Annotated in this window: 9 protein-coding genes; 7 read left to right on the top strand and 2 right to left on the bottom strand. The window is 69.7% G+C overall.

Translation table 11 applies throughout. The features are described from left to right. Nucleotides 1–107: 107 nt before the first annotated feature. From ACFT9I_RS38120 to ACFT9I_RS38105, 4 genes are all read left to right on the top strand, one after another. Nucleotides 108–1,322: a sensor histidine kinase gene (locus tag ACFT9I_RS38120; RefSeq protein ID WP_382572136.1), complete on the top strand. Its 1,215-nt coding sequence runs from the start codon at nt 108–110 to the stop codon at nt 1,320–1,322. Continuing rightward, on the top strand, nt 1,319–1,987 hold the full coding sequence (locus ACFT9I_RS38115; RefSeq protein ID WP_382572135.1) for a response regulator: 669 nt from the start codon (nt 1,319–1,321) through the stop codon (nt 1,985–1,987). Before ACFT9I_RS38120 ends, ACFT9I_RS38115 begins: the two co-directional genes overlap by 4 nt. Before the next feature lie 97 nt (nt 1,988–2,084). Beyond that, complete coding sequence (locus ACFT9I_RS38110) at nt 2,085–2,588, top strand: DUF485 domain-containing protein (RefSeq protein ID WP_382572133.1); 504 nt, start codon at nt 2,085–2,087, stop codon at nt 2,586–2,588. Further along, the gene (locus ACFT9I_RS38105; RefSeq protein WP_382572132.1) at nt 2,585–4,267 is read left to right on the top strand and encodes a cation acetate symporter; all 1,683 of its coding nucleotides are present in this window, start codon (nt 2,585–2,587) and stop codon (nt 4,265–4,267) included. The genes ACFT9I_RS38110 and ACFT9I_RS38105 overlap by 4 nt, the downstream gene beginning before the upstream one ends. A gap of 24 nt (nt 4,268–4,291) precedes the next feature. Here the strand turns inward: ACFT9I_RS38105 and ACFT9I_RS38100 are convergent, their stop codons facing one another. Continuing rightward, complete coding sequence (locus ACFT9I_RS38100) at nt 4,292–4,972, bottom strand: response regulator (RefSeq protein WP_382572131.1); 681 nt, start codon at nt 4,970–4,972, stop codon at nt 4,292–4,294. Beyond that, nucleotides 4,969–6,714 carry an ATP-binding protein gene (locus ACFT9I_RS38095; protein ID WP_382572130.1) on the bottom strand — a complete coding sequence of 582 codons (1,746 nt, stop codon included), beginning with the start codon at nt 6,712–6,714 and terminating at the stop codon, nt 4,969–4,971. The genes ACFT9I_RS38100 and ACFT9I_RS38095 overlap by 4 nt, the downstream gene beginning before the upstream one ends. A 345-nt stretch (nt 6,715–7,059) precedes the next feature. On the opposite strand from ACFT9I_RS38095, the gene ACFT9I_RS38090 reads away from it, so the two are divergent. From ACFT9I_RS38090 to ACFT9I_RS38080, 3 genes are all read left to right on the top strand, one after another. Further along, nucleotides 7,060–11,346, top strand: coding sequence for a discoidin domain-containing protein (locus ACFT9I_RS38090; RefSeq protein ID WP_382572128.1), 4,287 nt, complete (start codon nt 7,060–7,062; stop codon nt 11,344–11,346). A gap of 148 nt (nt 11,347–11,494) precedes the next feature. Next, on the top strand, nt 11,495–12,502 hold the full coding sequence (locus ACFT9I_RS38085; RefSeq protein WP_356591852.1) for a LacI family DNA-binding transcriptional regulator: 1,008 nt from the start codon (nt 11,495–11,497) through the stop codon (nt 12,500–12,502). 295 nt (nt 12,503–12,797) lie between these two features. Then, nucleotides 12,798–14,219 (top strand): extracellular solute-binding protein, encoded by a 1,422-nt coding sequence (locus ACFT9I_RS38080; protein WP_382572127.1) that lies wholly within the window; start codon nt 12,798–12,800, stop codon nt 14,217–14,219. Nucleotides 14,220–14,241 lie beyond the last annotated feature (22 nt).

The raw sequence follows: 14,241 nt of genomic DNA, 5'->3' as shown, positions 1-14,241 counted from the left end.
GGCTCCACCCACGGGTGGAGCCCGGCGCCGTTCGCGGCTCCCCCTGGGAGGGGATTCGGAAGGCCGTCGCGCTCCGTAACATCGAAGCCGAGAGAGAGGGCTTCGGAATGCAGATCGCTGCGGGGACCGCGTGGCCGAGCAGAGAGGCGCTGAGCCGGGTGGGCGCGCCGCCCATCAGGAAGGTGCTGGACGCATTGCTGTCGGGTGCGCTGGCCCTGTGGCTGGTCGCGAGCGCGTACCTGGCGGAGGTCTTCCACGGCTGGCTGGTGGTCCTGCCCGTGCTGGGCCTGGTCTGTTTCCTGGCGGCCGTGCTGGCCTTCCGCCGGTGGACCGTCGCGCGCCGGCTGGTCCCCTCTCTGGCGATGCTTCTCCTGTTCACGCTGCTGGGCGGCGGCGCGCACGCGGCGGGGGCCGACGGGACAGCCGTGCTGCTCTGGGTCCTGGCCGCCGTCCTCGCGGTGGACAGACTGCCGATGGCGGCGGCCCTCTGCGTCTGGGCGGTGTTGTCCGCGGTCGTCCTGCTGGCGAACACCGAGGAGCCTCTGGCCGTGGTGGTGACCATGGGCTCCGTCCTGCTCGGCGGCTACACCCTGCGGCTCGACGCCCAGGCGCGCGGTGCCGGGTTCCGGATGTTGGCACAGGAGCGCGCCGCGCGGGCCGCCGAGGCCGAGTCGGCGGCGCTGGCGGAGCGGGCCAGGATCGCCCGCGAGATCCACGACGTGCTGGCCCACAGCCTCTCGGCGCAGCTCGTGCATCTGGAGGCGGCACGCCTCCAGATCGAGGGCGGGTACGACCGCGAGCAGGTGCTCCGGCGCGTGGTGGAGGCGCGGAGCATGGCCCGGCAGGGTCTGGCGGAGACGCGCCAGGCGCTCTCCGCCCTCCGGGGCCAACTGGTGCCCGTCGAGGACTACCTGCGGGAGCTGGCGCTCGACGGGGTGCGGACCGAGGTCGTGGGGGAGCCGCGGCTGCTGCCCGCCGAGGCGTCGCAGGCGGTACGGCGCGTCGCGCAGGAGGCCCTGACGAACGCGCGCAAGCACGCCCCGGGGGCGGACGTGAGGATGCGACTGGAGTACGCGCGGGACGCGGTGACCCTGGAGGTACGGGACGACGGCGCGGACGCGCCGGGCACCGAACTCGGCGCCTCCGGCTCCGGCTACGGTCTCCTGGGGATGCGGGAGCGTGCCGAACTGCTCGGCGGCAGTCTGGAGGCCGGGCCCGCGGCCTCCGTGGAAGGCGCCGTCGGCGAAGGCCCGTACGGCTCCGGACCGCCGGACCAGTTCGAGACGAAGGGCTTCACCGTGCGCCTGCGAGTGCCCGCGTGACGGCCCGGGTGATCGTGGCCGACGACCAGGCCGTGGTGCGTGAGGGCATCGTCATGCTGCTCGGGCTGCTGCCCGGCATCGAGGTCGTCGGGGCGGCGAAGGACGGCGAGGAGGCGGTGGCCCTCGTCGGTGAACTCGCCCCCGACGTGGTCCTGATGGACCTGCGCATGCCGCGCTGCGACGGGGTCGAGGCGACCCGCCGTATCCGCGAGCGGTATCCGGCGACCCAGGTCGTGGTGCTCACCACCTACGCCGACGACGACTCGCTGTTCCCCGCCCTGCGGGCCGGCGCGCGCGGCTATCTGACCAAGGACGCGGGCGGTGACGAGATCGTCAAGGCCGTCCAGGACGTCATGGCCGGGGACGCCGGACTCGCCCCCGGCGTACAGCGGCGGCTGCTGGAGCGGGTCAGCGCGGTCCCGGGCATACCGGAGCGCGAGACGGTTCCCGACGGGCTCACCGCCCGCGAGACCGAGGTGCTGTCCCTGGTCGCCGAAGGGCTCTCCAACCACGAGATCGCCCGGCGGCTGCACATCGGGGCGGCCACGGTGAAGACCCACATCAACAACATCTTCGCCAAGTCCGGGGTACGCGACCGGGCGCAGGCGGTGCGCTACGCCTATCAGCACGGGCTCATCCGGCCACCCGGGACAAACATCACCTGATGGGGTGAAGTCGGGGGAGAGAGGAGTCCGGGATCCTCCCGTTCCGACCATCCTTGGGGCGCGGCCGAAATGGCCCGCTGACAAGGAGAGTTGACCGGTGGAGAAGCAGGAAGGGCGCGACGCCGCAGCAGTGCGGACCGACGACCCCTGGTACGACGCGCCAGCCTCCGGCTGGGGCGAACTGGACGGTACGGGCACACCGACGACACCCGTCGAACCCGCCACGGCCACGGCCACGGGTCCCGCCCCGGCCGACATCTATCTGGAGGTCCAGCGCAGCGCCGCCTTCCAGGAGGTACGCCGCCGCTACCGCCGGTTCGTCGTCCCGGCCACCCTCGCCTTCCTGCTCTGGTACCTGGCGTATGTCGTCGCCGCGACCACGGCGCCCGGTCTGATGGCGCGCCCGGTGGCGGGGGCCGTGAACGTGGCGATGGTCGCCGGACTGGGCCAGTTCCTCAGCACCTTCCTGCTGACCTGGGCGTACTCCCGCCATGCCCGGCTGCACCGGGACCGGGACGCGCTCGATCTGCGCTGGAGCGTCTTCGACCGGACGAGGACGCGGGAGTTCGAGACGGCGCCGGCAGGGGAGCGGCGGCGATGAGCGGCGACCACCAGACCCTGGCGCTGCTGCTGTTCAGCGCGTTCATTGCCGTCACCCTCGGCATCACCACCTGGGTGAGCCGCGACCGGCACGGCTCGGCGGAGGAGTTCTACACGGGCGGACGCCTCTTCTCGCCCATGGAGAATGGTTTCGCCATCGCGGGCGACTACATGTCGGCCGCCTCCTTCCTCGGTATCTCCGGTCTCATCGCCCTCTACGGCTACGACGGCATGCTCTACTCCGTCGGCTTCCTCGTCGCCTGGCTCGTCGTCCTGCTGCTGGTGGCCGAACTCGTCCGTAACTGCGGCCGGTTCACGCTGGCCGACGTCGTCGCCGCGCGGATGCGGGAGCGCCCGGTCAGGATCGCGGCGGGAACGTCCTCCGTCGCGGTGTCCGTTCTCTATCTGGTGGCGCAGATGGTCGGGGCGGGCAGTCTGGTCGCGCTGCTGCTGGGGGGCACGAGCGAGGCGGCGCGCGCGTGGACGGTGATCGGCGTCGGCGCGCTGATGGTCGTCTATGTGACGCTCGGCGGGATGCGGGCCACCACCTGGATCCAGATCGTCAAGGCCGTCCTGCTGATGGGCGGCACGATCGCGCTGACCGTGCTCGTACTGCTCCGTTTCCACGGCGACTTCAACGCCCTGCTCACGACCGCGGCCGAACGCAGCGGCCACGGCAAGGAGTTCCTGTCACCCGGGCTCGCCTACGGCGGGGGCTGGACCGCGCGCTTCGACTTCATGAGCCTGGGGCTCGCCCTGGTGCTCGGTACGGCCGGGCTGCCGCACATCCTGTCCCGCTTCTACACCGTGCCGACCGCACGCGCCGCGCGCCGCTCGGTCGTCTGGTCCATCGGGCTCATCGGGAGCTTCTATCTGATGACGATCGTGCTCGGCTTCGGCGCCGCCGCCGTGGTCGGCACCGACGAGGTGCGCGCGTCGAGCGCGGCGGGGAACACGGCGGTGCCGCTGCTCGCCCTCGACCTGGGCGGTGGCGCGGGTTCCACCGGCGGAACGGTTCTCTTCGCCGTGGTCGCCGCCGTCGCCTTCGCGACGATCCTCGCCGTCGTCGCGGGCATCACCCTCGCCTCGTCGGCCTCGGTCGCTCATGACCTCTACGCCTCGCTCAAGCAGCCTCACCGCAAGGGAAAGCCGCACGTCAACGCGCACGTCAAGGCGCACGTCAAGGCGCATGCCAAGGGACACACCAAGGGGCACGTCAAGCAGCACGCCAAGCCTCGGAGCGAGGTCGCCGTGGCCAGGTTCGCCGCGGCCGGTATCGGCGCCGTGGCCATCGCGCTCGGGCTGCTCGCCCGCGATCTCAACGTCGCATTCCTGGTCGGTCTCGCGTTCGCCGTCGCCGCCTCGGCCAATCTGCCCGTGCTGCTCTACTCGCTGTTCTGGCGGAACTTCACCACGCGGGGAGCGGTCTGGTCGGTGTACGGAGGGCTGGTGCCGGCCGTGCTACTGGTGGTGTTCTCACCCGTCGTCTCCGGCAGCCCGGAGGCGATCTTCCCAGGCGTGGACTTCCAGGTCTTCCCGCTCCAGAACCCGGGCCTGGTCTCGATCCCGCTCGGCTTCCTGTCAGGCTGGCTCGGCACGGTCCTCTCGCGGGAACGGGCGGACGAGGCCAAGCACGCGGAGTCCGAGGTGCGTTCACTCACGGGCGCGGGCGCGGTCTGACCGGCGGCCCCGGGCCCCCGGGGCTCAGCCGCTCGTCGCCCACGCGTACCGGTGCTCGGGGCGGCCCGTCTCCCCGTACCGGAGGCTGAGCCGTACCCGCCCCGCCCGCTCCAGCAGCTTGAGATACCGCTGCGCCGTCTGCCGGCTCATGCCCGCGCTCTCCGCGATCTCGTGCGCGGAGAGCGGCCCTTCGGCGCCGAGCAGCACCTGGCGTACCACCTCGGCGGTGCTCGGCGAGTGGCCCTTGGGCAGCGCGGGCGGCGCGGCCGACGCCGACAGCGCCCCGAACATCCGGTCCACGTCGGCCTGTTCGGCCTCGCCGCCGCCCTCCAGCGTGCGGCGCAGCGTCGCGTACGCCTCCAGCTTGGTGCGCAGCCCGGCGAAGTTGAAGGGCTTGACCAGGTACTGGAGCGCCCCGTGGCGCATCGCCGACTGGACGGTCGCCACGTCGCGCGCGGCGGTCACCATGATCACGTCGGTGCGGTGGCCGAGCCCGCGCAGATCCCGTACCACCGAGAGCCCGTTGCGGTCGGGCAGATAGTGGTCGAGAAGGATCAGGTCGACGGGCCGCTCGGCGAGCCGGGTGAGTGCCTCCGCCGCCGAGTGCGCCTTGGCGACGACCCGGAACCCGGCCACCTTCGCCACATAGGCGGTGTTGATGTCGGCGACCCGGATGTCGTCGTCCACGACCAGTACGTCGATCATCGTGTCTCTCCTGTGGTGACGGGCCCCGCCGGATCGCGCACGAGATCATCCGGTGGCACGGCGTCCGGCACGGCGGCCGGCGCGGCGCCGGCCGTCTCGTCGAGGGAAGAGTCCCGTACGGCATCAGCCGCCTCGGCCAGTGCCTCGGGCAGTACGACGGTGAACTCCGCGCCCCCGTCGGCGGATTCGGCGACGCGCGCGCTGCCCCCCTGACGCTCGGCGAGCCTGCGCACCATGGCGAGGCCCAGTCCGCGCCTGCCGTGGGTGGGCAGTTCCTTCGTCGTCCAGCCTTCGGTGAAGATCAGTTCGCGCTGCTCCGGCGGGACTCCGGGGCCGCTGTCGGAGATCCGCAGGACGACCGTACGGCCCTCGGCGCGTACCTCCACCTCGATGCGCGGGTCCTCGGAGCCGGCCGCCGCGTCCAGCGCGTTGTCCACGAGATTGCCCAGCACGGTGACCAGCCCCTGCGGGTCGACCACCCGGTCGGGCAGCAGGGTGGCCGTCGAGATACGCAGCGAGACGCCCCGCTCGGCGGCGACGGTGGCCTTGCCGACCAGCAGGGCGGCCGGCAGCGGATCGTGGATGCGCTCGGTGACCTGCTCGGCGGTCGCCCGGTGCACGCCGACGACCTCGGTCACGAACTCCACGGCCTCCTCGTGCATCTCCAGCTCCAGCAGCCCCATCAGCGTGTGCATCCGATTGGCGTGCTCGTGGTCCTGCGCGCGCAGCGCGTCGATGAGACCGCGGGTGGCGTCCAGCTCCCGGCCCAGCTGTTCCAGCTCCGTACGGTCACGGAGCGTGGCGACCGCGCCGCCGTCGTCGGTCGGCATCCGGTTGGCGATGAGCACCCGGCCGCCGCTCACGGCCAGCAGGTCGTCGCCGGCCACCCGGCCCGCCAGCACGTCGGTGGTACGGCCGGGGCCCAGCACCACGTCGAGCGGCTGTCCCGTGGCCTCGGGCCCGAGGCCCAGCAGCCGCTGCGCCTCGTCGTTCATCAGCCGGATCCTCCCCGTCCCGTCAAGGGCGATCACGCCCTCGCGCAGGCTGTGCAGCATCGCCTCGCGCTCCACGAGCAGCGCCGAGATGTCGGAGAAGGCCAGGTCGTGGGTCTGCCGCTGGAGTCGCCTGGAGATCAGGTAGGCGGCCAGCGCGCCGACAGCGAGGGCGCCGCCCGCGTACGCGAGCAGTCCGGGGATCGTGGCCAGCAGGCGCTCGCGGACGCTGTCGTACGCGATACCCACCGAGACGGCGCCGATGATCTTCCCCGACGTGTCGCGCAGCGGGACCTTGCCGCGCGCCGAGCGGCCGAGGGTGCCGCTGTCAATCTCCATGACGTCCTTGCCGGCGATCGCCTCGCTGGGGTCGGTGGAGACGACCCTGCCGATCTGGCCGGTGTCCGTGTGTGACCAGCGGACTCCGCGTCTGTCCATGATCACGACGTATTCGGCGCCGGTGGCCCGTCTGATGCGTTCGGCCTCCTGCTGCACCGGTCCGTCGAGCGAGGGCTTCGACGTCAGCAGCGCCTGCGCCACCGGCTCGGACGCGGTGGTCTCGGCGATCGCGAGCGCCCTGCGCATCGCCTGGTCGTCGAGCTGGTCGCTCAGGGGCCTGAGGAACAGCCCGGTGGCGAGCACGGCGGTGCCCGCGGCGATGGCCAGCTGCATCAGCAGCACCTGGGAGAAGACGCGCCGTGGCCAGCCGAATCGCCGTCGTCGCTGGGGGGTCGTCGGTCCGGCGCTCATGCGTACGAACGGTAGACGGCGCAGGTGTCTTTCTGAAATTTCCAGAATGACGCAAATGACTTACGTGATTTGCGGCGCGCTTGCAGTGTGCCGAAAGTTCGCTGGAAAGCTGACTGATAGGGGCTGGTGGGTCCGTCTTGGGTGTTTTCGAGCCAGAGAACGGCCGACTTGGTTCTGTCGGACCTGTGGACGCTCTCGCATTTCTCTGCAACTCTCTGACCGCGTAACGCAAAAGATCCCGCTCGTCAGTGCAGAAAACGCTTGTCGCATCAGCCAGGTGGCACCAGCCATGCAGACAGAGCCGCGCCTCGCCGCCCCCGCGCCGAGGCCGAAGATCGGGGATACATGAGATCTCAACGATGGAGATGGCGGGCGATCTCCGCCGCCGTCACCACCAGTCTCCTGATGGTCGGCGTGCCGTCGCTCACCGCTTCGGCGGCCGACGGCCCCAACATCGCCGCGGGCAGTACCGCGGCGGCGAGCAGCGCATCGAGCGACCACTCCGCACGGATGGTCGCGGACGGCAACCAGTCGACCTACTGGCAGGGCTCCGGCAAGAGCCTCCCCCAGTGGGTGCAGACCGATCTGGGCTCCGCCGCCCGGATCGACGAGGTCACGCTGAAGCTTCCCGCGGACTGGGAGACCAGACGGCAGACCCTGGCCGTCCAGGGCAGTGCCGACGGCACGAGCTTCGCCACTCTGAAGACCTCCGCCTCGTACACGTTCAGTCCGGGCGAGGCCAACGAGGTCAGCATTTCCTTCCCCGCCACCCGGACGCGTTACGTCCGCGTGAACATCACGAAGAACTCCGTCGCGTCCGCGGGCCAGCTCGCCGAGCTCCAGGTCCACAAGGCCGCGGCGGCGTCGGTGAACCTCGCCGCCGGCCGGACGCTCACCGAGAGCAGCCACACCGAGGTGTACGCGGCGGCCAACGCCAACGACGGCAACAAGGCCAGCTACTGGGAGAGCCGCAACGGCGCCCTCCCGCAGTGGCTCCAGGCCGACCTCGGCTCGTCCGTCGGCATCAACAGCGTCGTACTGAAACTGCCCGACGGCTGGGGCGCCAGGAGCCAGACCCTCAAGCTCCAGGGCAGCACCAACGGGACGGCCTTCACCGACCTGACCACCTCCAAGGCGTACCAGTTCGCGCCCGGGTCCGGTAACACGGTGACGATCCCCTTCGACGCCACCACCACGCGCTACGTCCGGGTCCTGGTCACCGCCAACTCCGGCCAGCCCGCCGCCCAGGTCTCCGAGCTGGAGATCTACGGCCCCGAGACGGGCGACACCCAGGCGCCGACCGCGCCCACCGAGCTGGCGTTCACCGAGCCCGCCTCCGGTCAGATCAAGCTGACCTGGAAGGCGTCGACCGACAACACGGCGGTCACCGGCTACGACATCTACGCCAACAACGTGCTGCGCACCAGCGTCGCGGGCAACGTCACCACCTTCACCGACACCCAGCCCGGCAACGCCGACGTCTCGTACTACGTACGGGCCAAGGACGCGGCCGGCAACACGTCGGGCAACAGCAACACCGTCACCCGCAAGCCCCCGGGCGGCGACACCCAGGCGCCGACCGCGCCCACCGGCCTCGCCCACACCTCGCCCTCGCCGACCCAGGTCAAGCTCACCTGGCAGGCGTCCAGCGACAACACGGCGGTCACCGGTTACGACGTCTACGCCAACAACGTGCTGCGCGACAGCGTCGCGGGCAACGTCCTGACCTTCACCGACACCCAGCCGGCCAGCACCACGGTCTCGTACTTCGTACGGGCCAAGGACGCGGCGGGCAACCAGTCGGGCAACAGCAACACGGTGATCCGCACCGGCAGCACCGGCTCGGTCTCCAACCTCGCCGTCGGCAAGCCGATCAGCGCCTCCTCCGTGGTCCACACGTTCGTCGCGGCCAACGCCAACGACAACTCGACGTCGACCTACTGGGAAGGCGCCGGGGGCAGTTACCCCAACACGCTGACCGTGAAGCTGGGCGCCAACGCCTCCACCGAGAGCGTCGTCGTCAAGCTCAACCCGGACAGCAGCTGGGGAGCGCGTACCCAGAACATCCAGGTGCTGGGGCGCGAGCAGAACGCCACGGCCTTCACCAGCCTGGCCGCCGCGAAGGACTACGCGTTCAACCCGGCCTCCGGGAACCAGGTGACCATCCCGATCTCGGGGAACGTCGCGGACGTCCAGCTCAAGTTCACCTCCAACACCGGTTCCGGTGCGGGCCAGGTGGCCGAGTTCCAGGTGCTGGGCGAGCCGGCACCCAACCCGGACCTCCAGGTCACGGCCGTGACCGCGTCCCCCGCCGAGCCGGTCGAGTCGAACCCGATCACGCTGTCGGCGACGGTACGCAACAACGGCACGGTCGCCGCGGCGGCCAGCTCCCTGGAGTTCCGCCTCGGTGACTCCAAGGTCGGCACGGCGGCGGTGGGCACCCTCGCCCCCGGCGCGTCGGCCAATGTCAGCGCCGCGATCGGTCCGCGCGACGCCGGCTCCTACGAACTCAGCGCGGTCGCCGACGTGGCGGAAGCGGTGATCGAGCAGAACGAGACCAACAACACCTACACCGCATCGGCCCCGCTGGTGGTGAAGCCGGTCGCCAGCTCGGACCTGGTGGCGACCCTCGGCACCTCTCCGTCCGCCCCGGCGGCCGGTGACACGGTCAACTTCTCCGTCACGGTCAAGAACCAGGGCACCGTCGCCTCCGCGGGCGGCAGCCACGGCATCACCCTGACCGTGCTCAACTCCGACGGCGCCACGGTGAAGACCCTCACCGGCGCGCACAGCGGAGTCATCGCGGCGGGCGCCACCGCGGCGCCGGTCTCGCTCGGTACCTGGGCCGCCGCCAACGGCTCGTTCACCGTGAAGGTGGTGCTCGCCGACGACGCCAACGAGGTGCCGGTCAAGCGCGAGAACAACACCAGCTCCCAGTCGCTGTTCGTCGGCCGCGGCGCCAACATGCCGTTCGACATGTACGAGGCCGAGGACGGCACCACCGGCGGCGGCGCGACGAAGGTCGGTCCCAACAGGACCATCGGCGACATCGCGGGCGAGGCGTCGGGCCGCAGGGCCGTCAACCTCGACGCGACCGGCGAGTTCGTCGAGTTCACCACCCGGGCCAGCACCAACACCCTGGTGACCCGCTTCTCCATTCCCGACTCCGCGAGCGGCGGGGGCATCAACTCCACGCTCAACGTCTATGTGGACGGCGTCTTCCTCAAGGCGATCGACCTCACGTCCAAGTACGCCTGGCTGTACGGCGCCGAGGCGGGACCGGGCAACTCCCCGGGCCAGGGCGCGCCCCGTCACATCTACGACGAGGCGAACGTGATGCTGGGCAAGACCGTCCCGGCGGGCAGCAAGATCAAGCTGCAGAAGGACGCGGCCAACAACACCAACTACGCGATCGACTTCATCAACCTGGAGCAGGTCGCACCGACCGCCAACCCGGACCCCGCCACCTACACGGTCCCGGCCGGATTCACCCACCAGGACGTGCAGAACGCCCTGGACCGGGTCCGGATGGACAACACCGGCACCCTGAAGGGCGTCTACCTGCCCGCCGGTGACTACCAGACGGCCAGCAAGTTCCAGGTGTACGGCAAGCCCGTGCAGGTGATCGGCGCCGGTCCCTGGTACACCAAGTTCCACGCCCCGTCGACGCAGGACAACACCGACATCGGCTTCCGGGCCGAGGCCGCCGCCGCGGGTTCGTCGTTCAAGAACTTCGCGTACTTCGGCAACTACACCTCGCGTATCGACGGTCCGGGCAAGGTGTTCGACTTCTCGAACGTGCGTGACATCGAGATCGACAACATCTGGAACGAGCACATGGTGTGCCTCTACTGGGGCGCGAACACCGATGACATGACCATCAAGAACTCCCGTATCCGCGACATGTTCGCCGACGGCATCAACATGACCAACGGCAGCACCGGCAACCTCGTGACCAACAACGAGGCTCGGGCCACGGGAGACGACAGCTTCGCGCTGTTCTCGGCGATCGACGCCGGCGGCGCGGACATGAAGGACAACGTCTACGAGAACCTGACGTCGATCCTGACCTGGCGCGCGGCGGGTGTGGCCGTCTACGGCGGCTTCAACAACACCTTCCGCAACATCCACATCGCGGACACGCTCGTGTACTCGGGCATCACGGTCAGCTCGCTGGACTTCGGCTACCCGATGAACGGCTTCGGGACCGAGCCCACGACGATCGAGAACGTGTCGATCGTGAGAGCCGGCGGCCACTTCTGGGGCGGGCAGACGTTCCCCGGTATCTGGCTGTTCTCCGCGTCCAAGGTGTTCCAGGGCATCCGGATCAACAACGTGGACATCGTCGACCCGACGTACAGCGGGGTCATGTTCCAGACCAACTACGTAGGAGGACAGCCGCAGTTCCCGATCAAGGACACGATCCTCAGCGACATCTCGATCACCGGTGCGAAGAAGAGCGGTGACGCCTACGATGCCAAGTCGGGCTTCGGGCTCTGGGCGAACGAGCTGCCGGAGGCGGGGCAGGGTCCCGCGGTCGGTGAGGTGACGTTCAACGGTCTGACGCTGAGCGGCAACGCTCTGGACGTGAAGAACACCACGCCCAACTTCAAGATCCATATCAACCCGTAGCGCAGGGCACCCTGCCGTGGTGCCGTCCGGGGTCTCCTCGGGCGGCACCACGGCGGGACCGCGGCGGCGCTGCGGTGGCACCCTGGCTGTGCAGGGACTTTACGCTGAGAAGTAAGTAGCTTGCATTGTTTGCGCTAGTCTTGCGTGTATGACGCGACGACTTGCTCAGGTGGCTAAGAAGGTTGGGGTCAGCGAGGCCACGGTCAGCCGGGTGCTCAACGGCAAGCCGGGAGTTTCCCAGGCCACCCGGCAGTCCGTGCTGACGGCGCTGGACGTGCTGGGGTACGAGCGGCCGACCCAGCTGCGCGGCGAGCGCGCCAGGCTGGTGGGCCTGGTCCTGCCCGAGCTGCAGAACCCGATCTTTCCGGCCTTCGCCGAGGTGATCGGCGGCGCGCTGGCGCAGCAGGGGCTCACCCCCGTCCTGTGCACGCAGACCAAGGGCGGCGTCTCCGAGGCGGACTACGTCGAGCTGCTGCTCCAGCAGCAGGTGTCCGGAGTCGTCTTCGCCGGTGGCCTCTTCGCCCAGGCCGACGCGCCCCACGAGCACTACCGGCAGCTCCACGAGCGCAAGATCCCGGTCGTGCTCATCAACGCGCCCATAGAGAACCTGGACTTCCCCACCATCTCCTGCGACGACGCCGTCGCCGTCGAGCAGGCGTGGCGGCACCTGGCTTCGCTGGGCCACGAGCGCATCGGCCTCGTCCTCGGCCCGGCCGACCACGTACCGTCGCGGCGCAAGCTCGCCGCCGCCCTCGCGACCGTGAAGGCGGCGGGGGAGTCCCTGCCCGACGAGTACATCGAGCGGTCGATGTTCTCCTTGGAAGGCGGCCAGGCCGCCGCCGCGCGGCTGCTGGACCGCGGTGTCACCGGCATCATCTGCGCGAGTGACCCGCTGGCGCTCGGCGCCGTACGGGCCGCCCGCCGGCGCGGACTCGACGTCCCCGGCGAGGTCTCCGTCGTCGGGTACGACGACTCCGCCTTCATGAACTGCACCGAGCCCCCGCTGACGACGGTCCGTCAGCCCATCGAGGCGATGGGGCGCGCCGCGGTGGAGCTGCTGTGCGCCCAGATCCAGGGCGGCGCCGTGCCGCCCGGCGAGCTGCTGTTCGAGCCGGAGCTGGTCGTACGCGGCTCCACGGCGCAGTCGCCGCGCTAGGTCCGCCGGACAGCCACCGGCCCTTCCCGTCGCCCACCGGCCTCGGCGGCCCTTGCAAGCCCCTTCCAGGGCCCCCTCGGGGGCCCTGTGGCCGTCCTGCGGGTCCTGTCTGACAAATCCCGCCCTGTCCAACTCCGGGCCCCCGCACGGGTCGTGGCCGATGCGGAAGACTGTCAAACTTTTACGAAAACGGCGCGAGATCTTGCGGTCTCCTGTCGACGGTGGTTGAGTGTGCCGCGCCCCGGCAGAGTTTCAGCCGTGGGCCTTCCACGCTCATGCCCGAAGGGGACCATCGATGAGAAGTGCTGGGTTCCGCCGAATTCGCCGTACCGACCGCACCGCCGCGGCCGCCATTGTCACCGTGCTCGCCCTGACTCTCGCCGCCTGCGGCACGAGCAGCAGCAGCAGCGACGACGACGGCGACTCCGGCGGCGGGTCGTCCGACCCGTCAGCGCCGTTGGACCCGAAGGCCAAGGTGACACTCTCGATCGACTGTATGCCGCCGGCCGCGAAGGCCGCGGAGTTGAAGGAGTGGAACGAGGACGTCAAGGAGTTCAACAAGACGTACCCGAACGTCAAGATCAACGGGAAGTCCACGCCGGGCCAGTGCCTGGAGCCGCCGCGCTTCACCGCGATGCTCAAGGCGAAGTCCCAGCCCGACGTGTACTACACCTACTTCACCGACCTTCAGCAGGTGCTGGACAACGACGGCGCCGAGGACATCTCGGCGTACGTCAACGACAAGTCCGTGCCCGCGCTGAAGGACATCGACCCCAACGTCCTGGACGTGCTGAAGCAGGACGGCAAGCTCTACGGCCTGCCGACCAGCAACTACACCATGGGTCTGCTGATCAACCGGAAGCTCTTCGAGCAGGCCGGTCTTGACCCCAACTCGCCTCCCACCACCTGGGAAGACGTCCGCGCGGCCTCCGACAAGATCGCCGAGATCGGCGGCGGGGTCTCCGGCTTCGGTGAGTACAGCGCCGGCAACAACGGCGGCTGGCACTTCGCCGCCTCGATCTACGGTCTCGGCGGCGACGTCGTCGACTCCACGGGCAAGAAGGCCGCGTTCAACACCGACCTGGGCAAGCAGGTCCTGGAGAACCTGCGCACCATGCGGTGGGACGACGACAGCATGGGCAAGACCCAGCTGCTCAAGTGGGGCGACCTGCAGAAGCAGATAGCCACCGACAAGCTGGGCATGTTCCTCGCCGCGCCCGACGACATCACGTACATGGTCCAGCAACTCGGCGCCAAGTACGAGAACTTCGGCATGGGACCGATCCCCGGTGCCAAGGCGACCCTGTTCGGCGGCAACAACTACATGGTCAAGAAGGGCAGTTCGCCCGACAAGATCAAGGCCGCCATCGCCTGGCAGAACTTCAAGTTCCTCACCCCGGGCAAGGGCCAGTTCGAGTGGGACCGCAGCAAGGCCGACAAGCTCCCCGTCGGACTGCCGCAGCCGAACTTCTGGCTCGGTGACTCCAAGGCGAAGGACGACGCGCTGCGCAGCGAGCACGCCACGATGCCGGTCGAGAACTTCAAGCCCTTCATGGACAACCCGGTCAAGGGCAAGGCCGAGCCGCCGAAGGCGCAGGAGATCTACAAGATCCTCGACGTCGCGATGTCGGGCGTGCTGACCAACAAGGACGCGGACGTCGACAAGCTGCTGTCGACCGCCGAGAAGCAGGTCAACCAAGTCCTGGCGACTCAGTAACGGACGGGCGGGACCGGGTCAC

Source organism: Streptomyces sp. NPDC057137, from assembly GCF_042670825.1.
In the GTDB taxonomy this organism is placed as follows: Bacteria; Actinomycetota; Actinomycetes; order Streptomycetales; family Streptomycetaceae; genus Streptomyces.
Note: the sequence above shows the minus strand (reverse complement) of the source record. Positions and strands in the feature narration are given on the sequence as shown.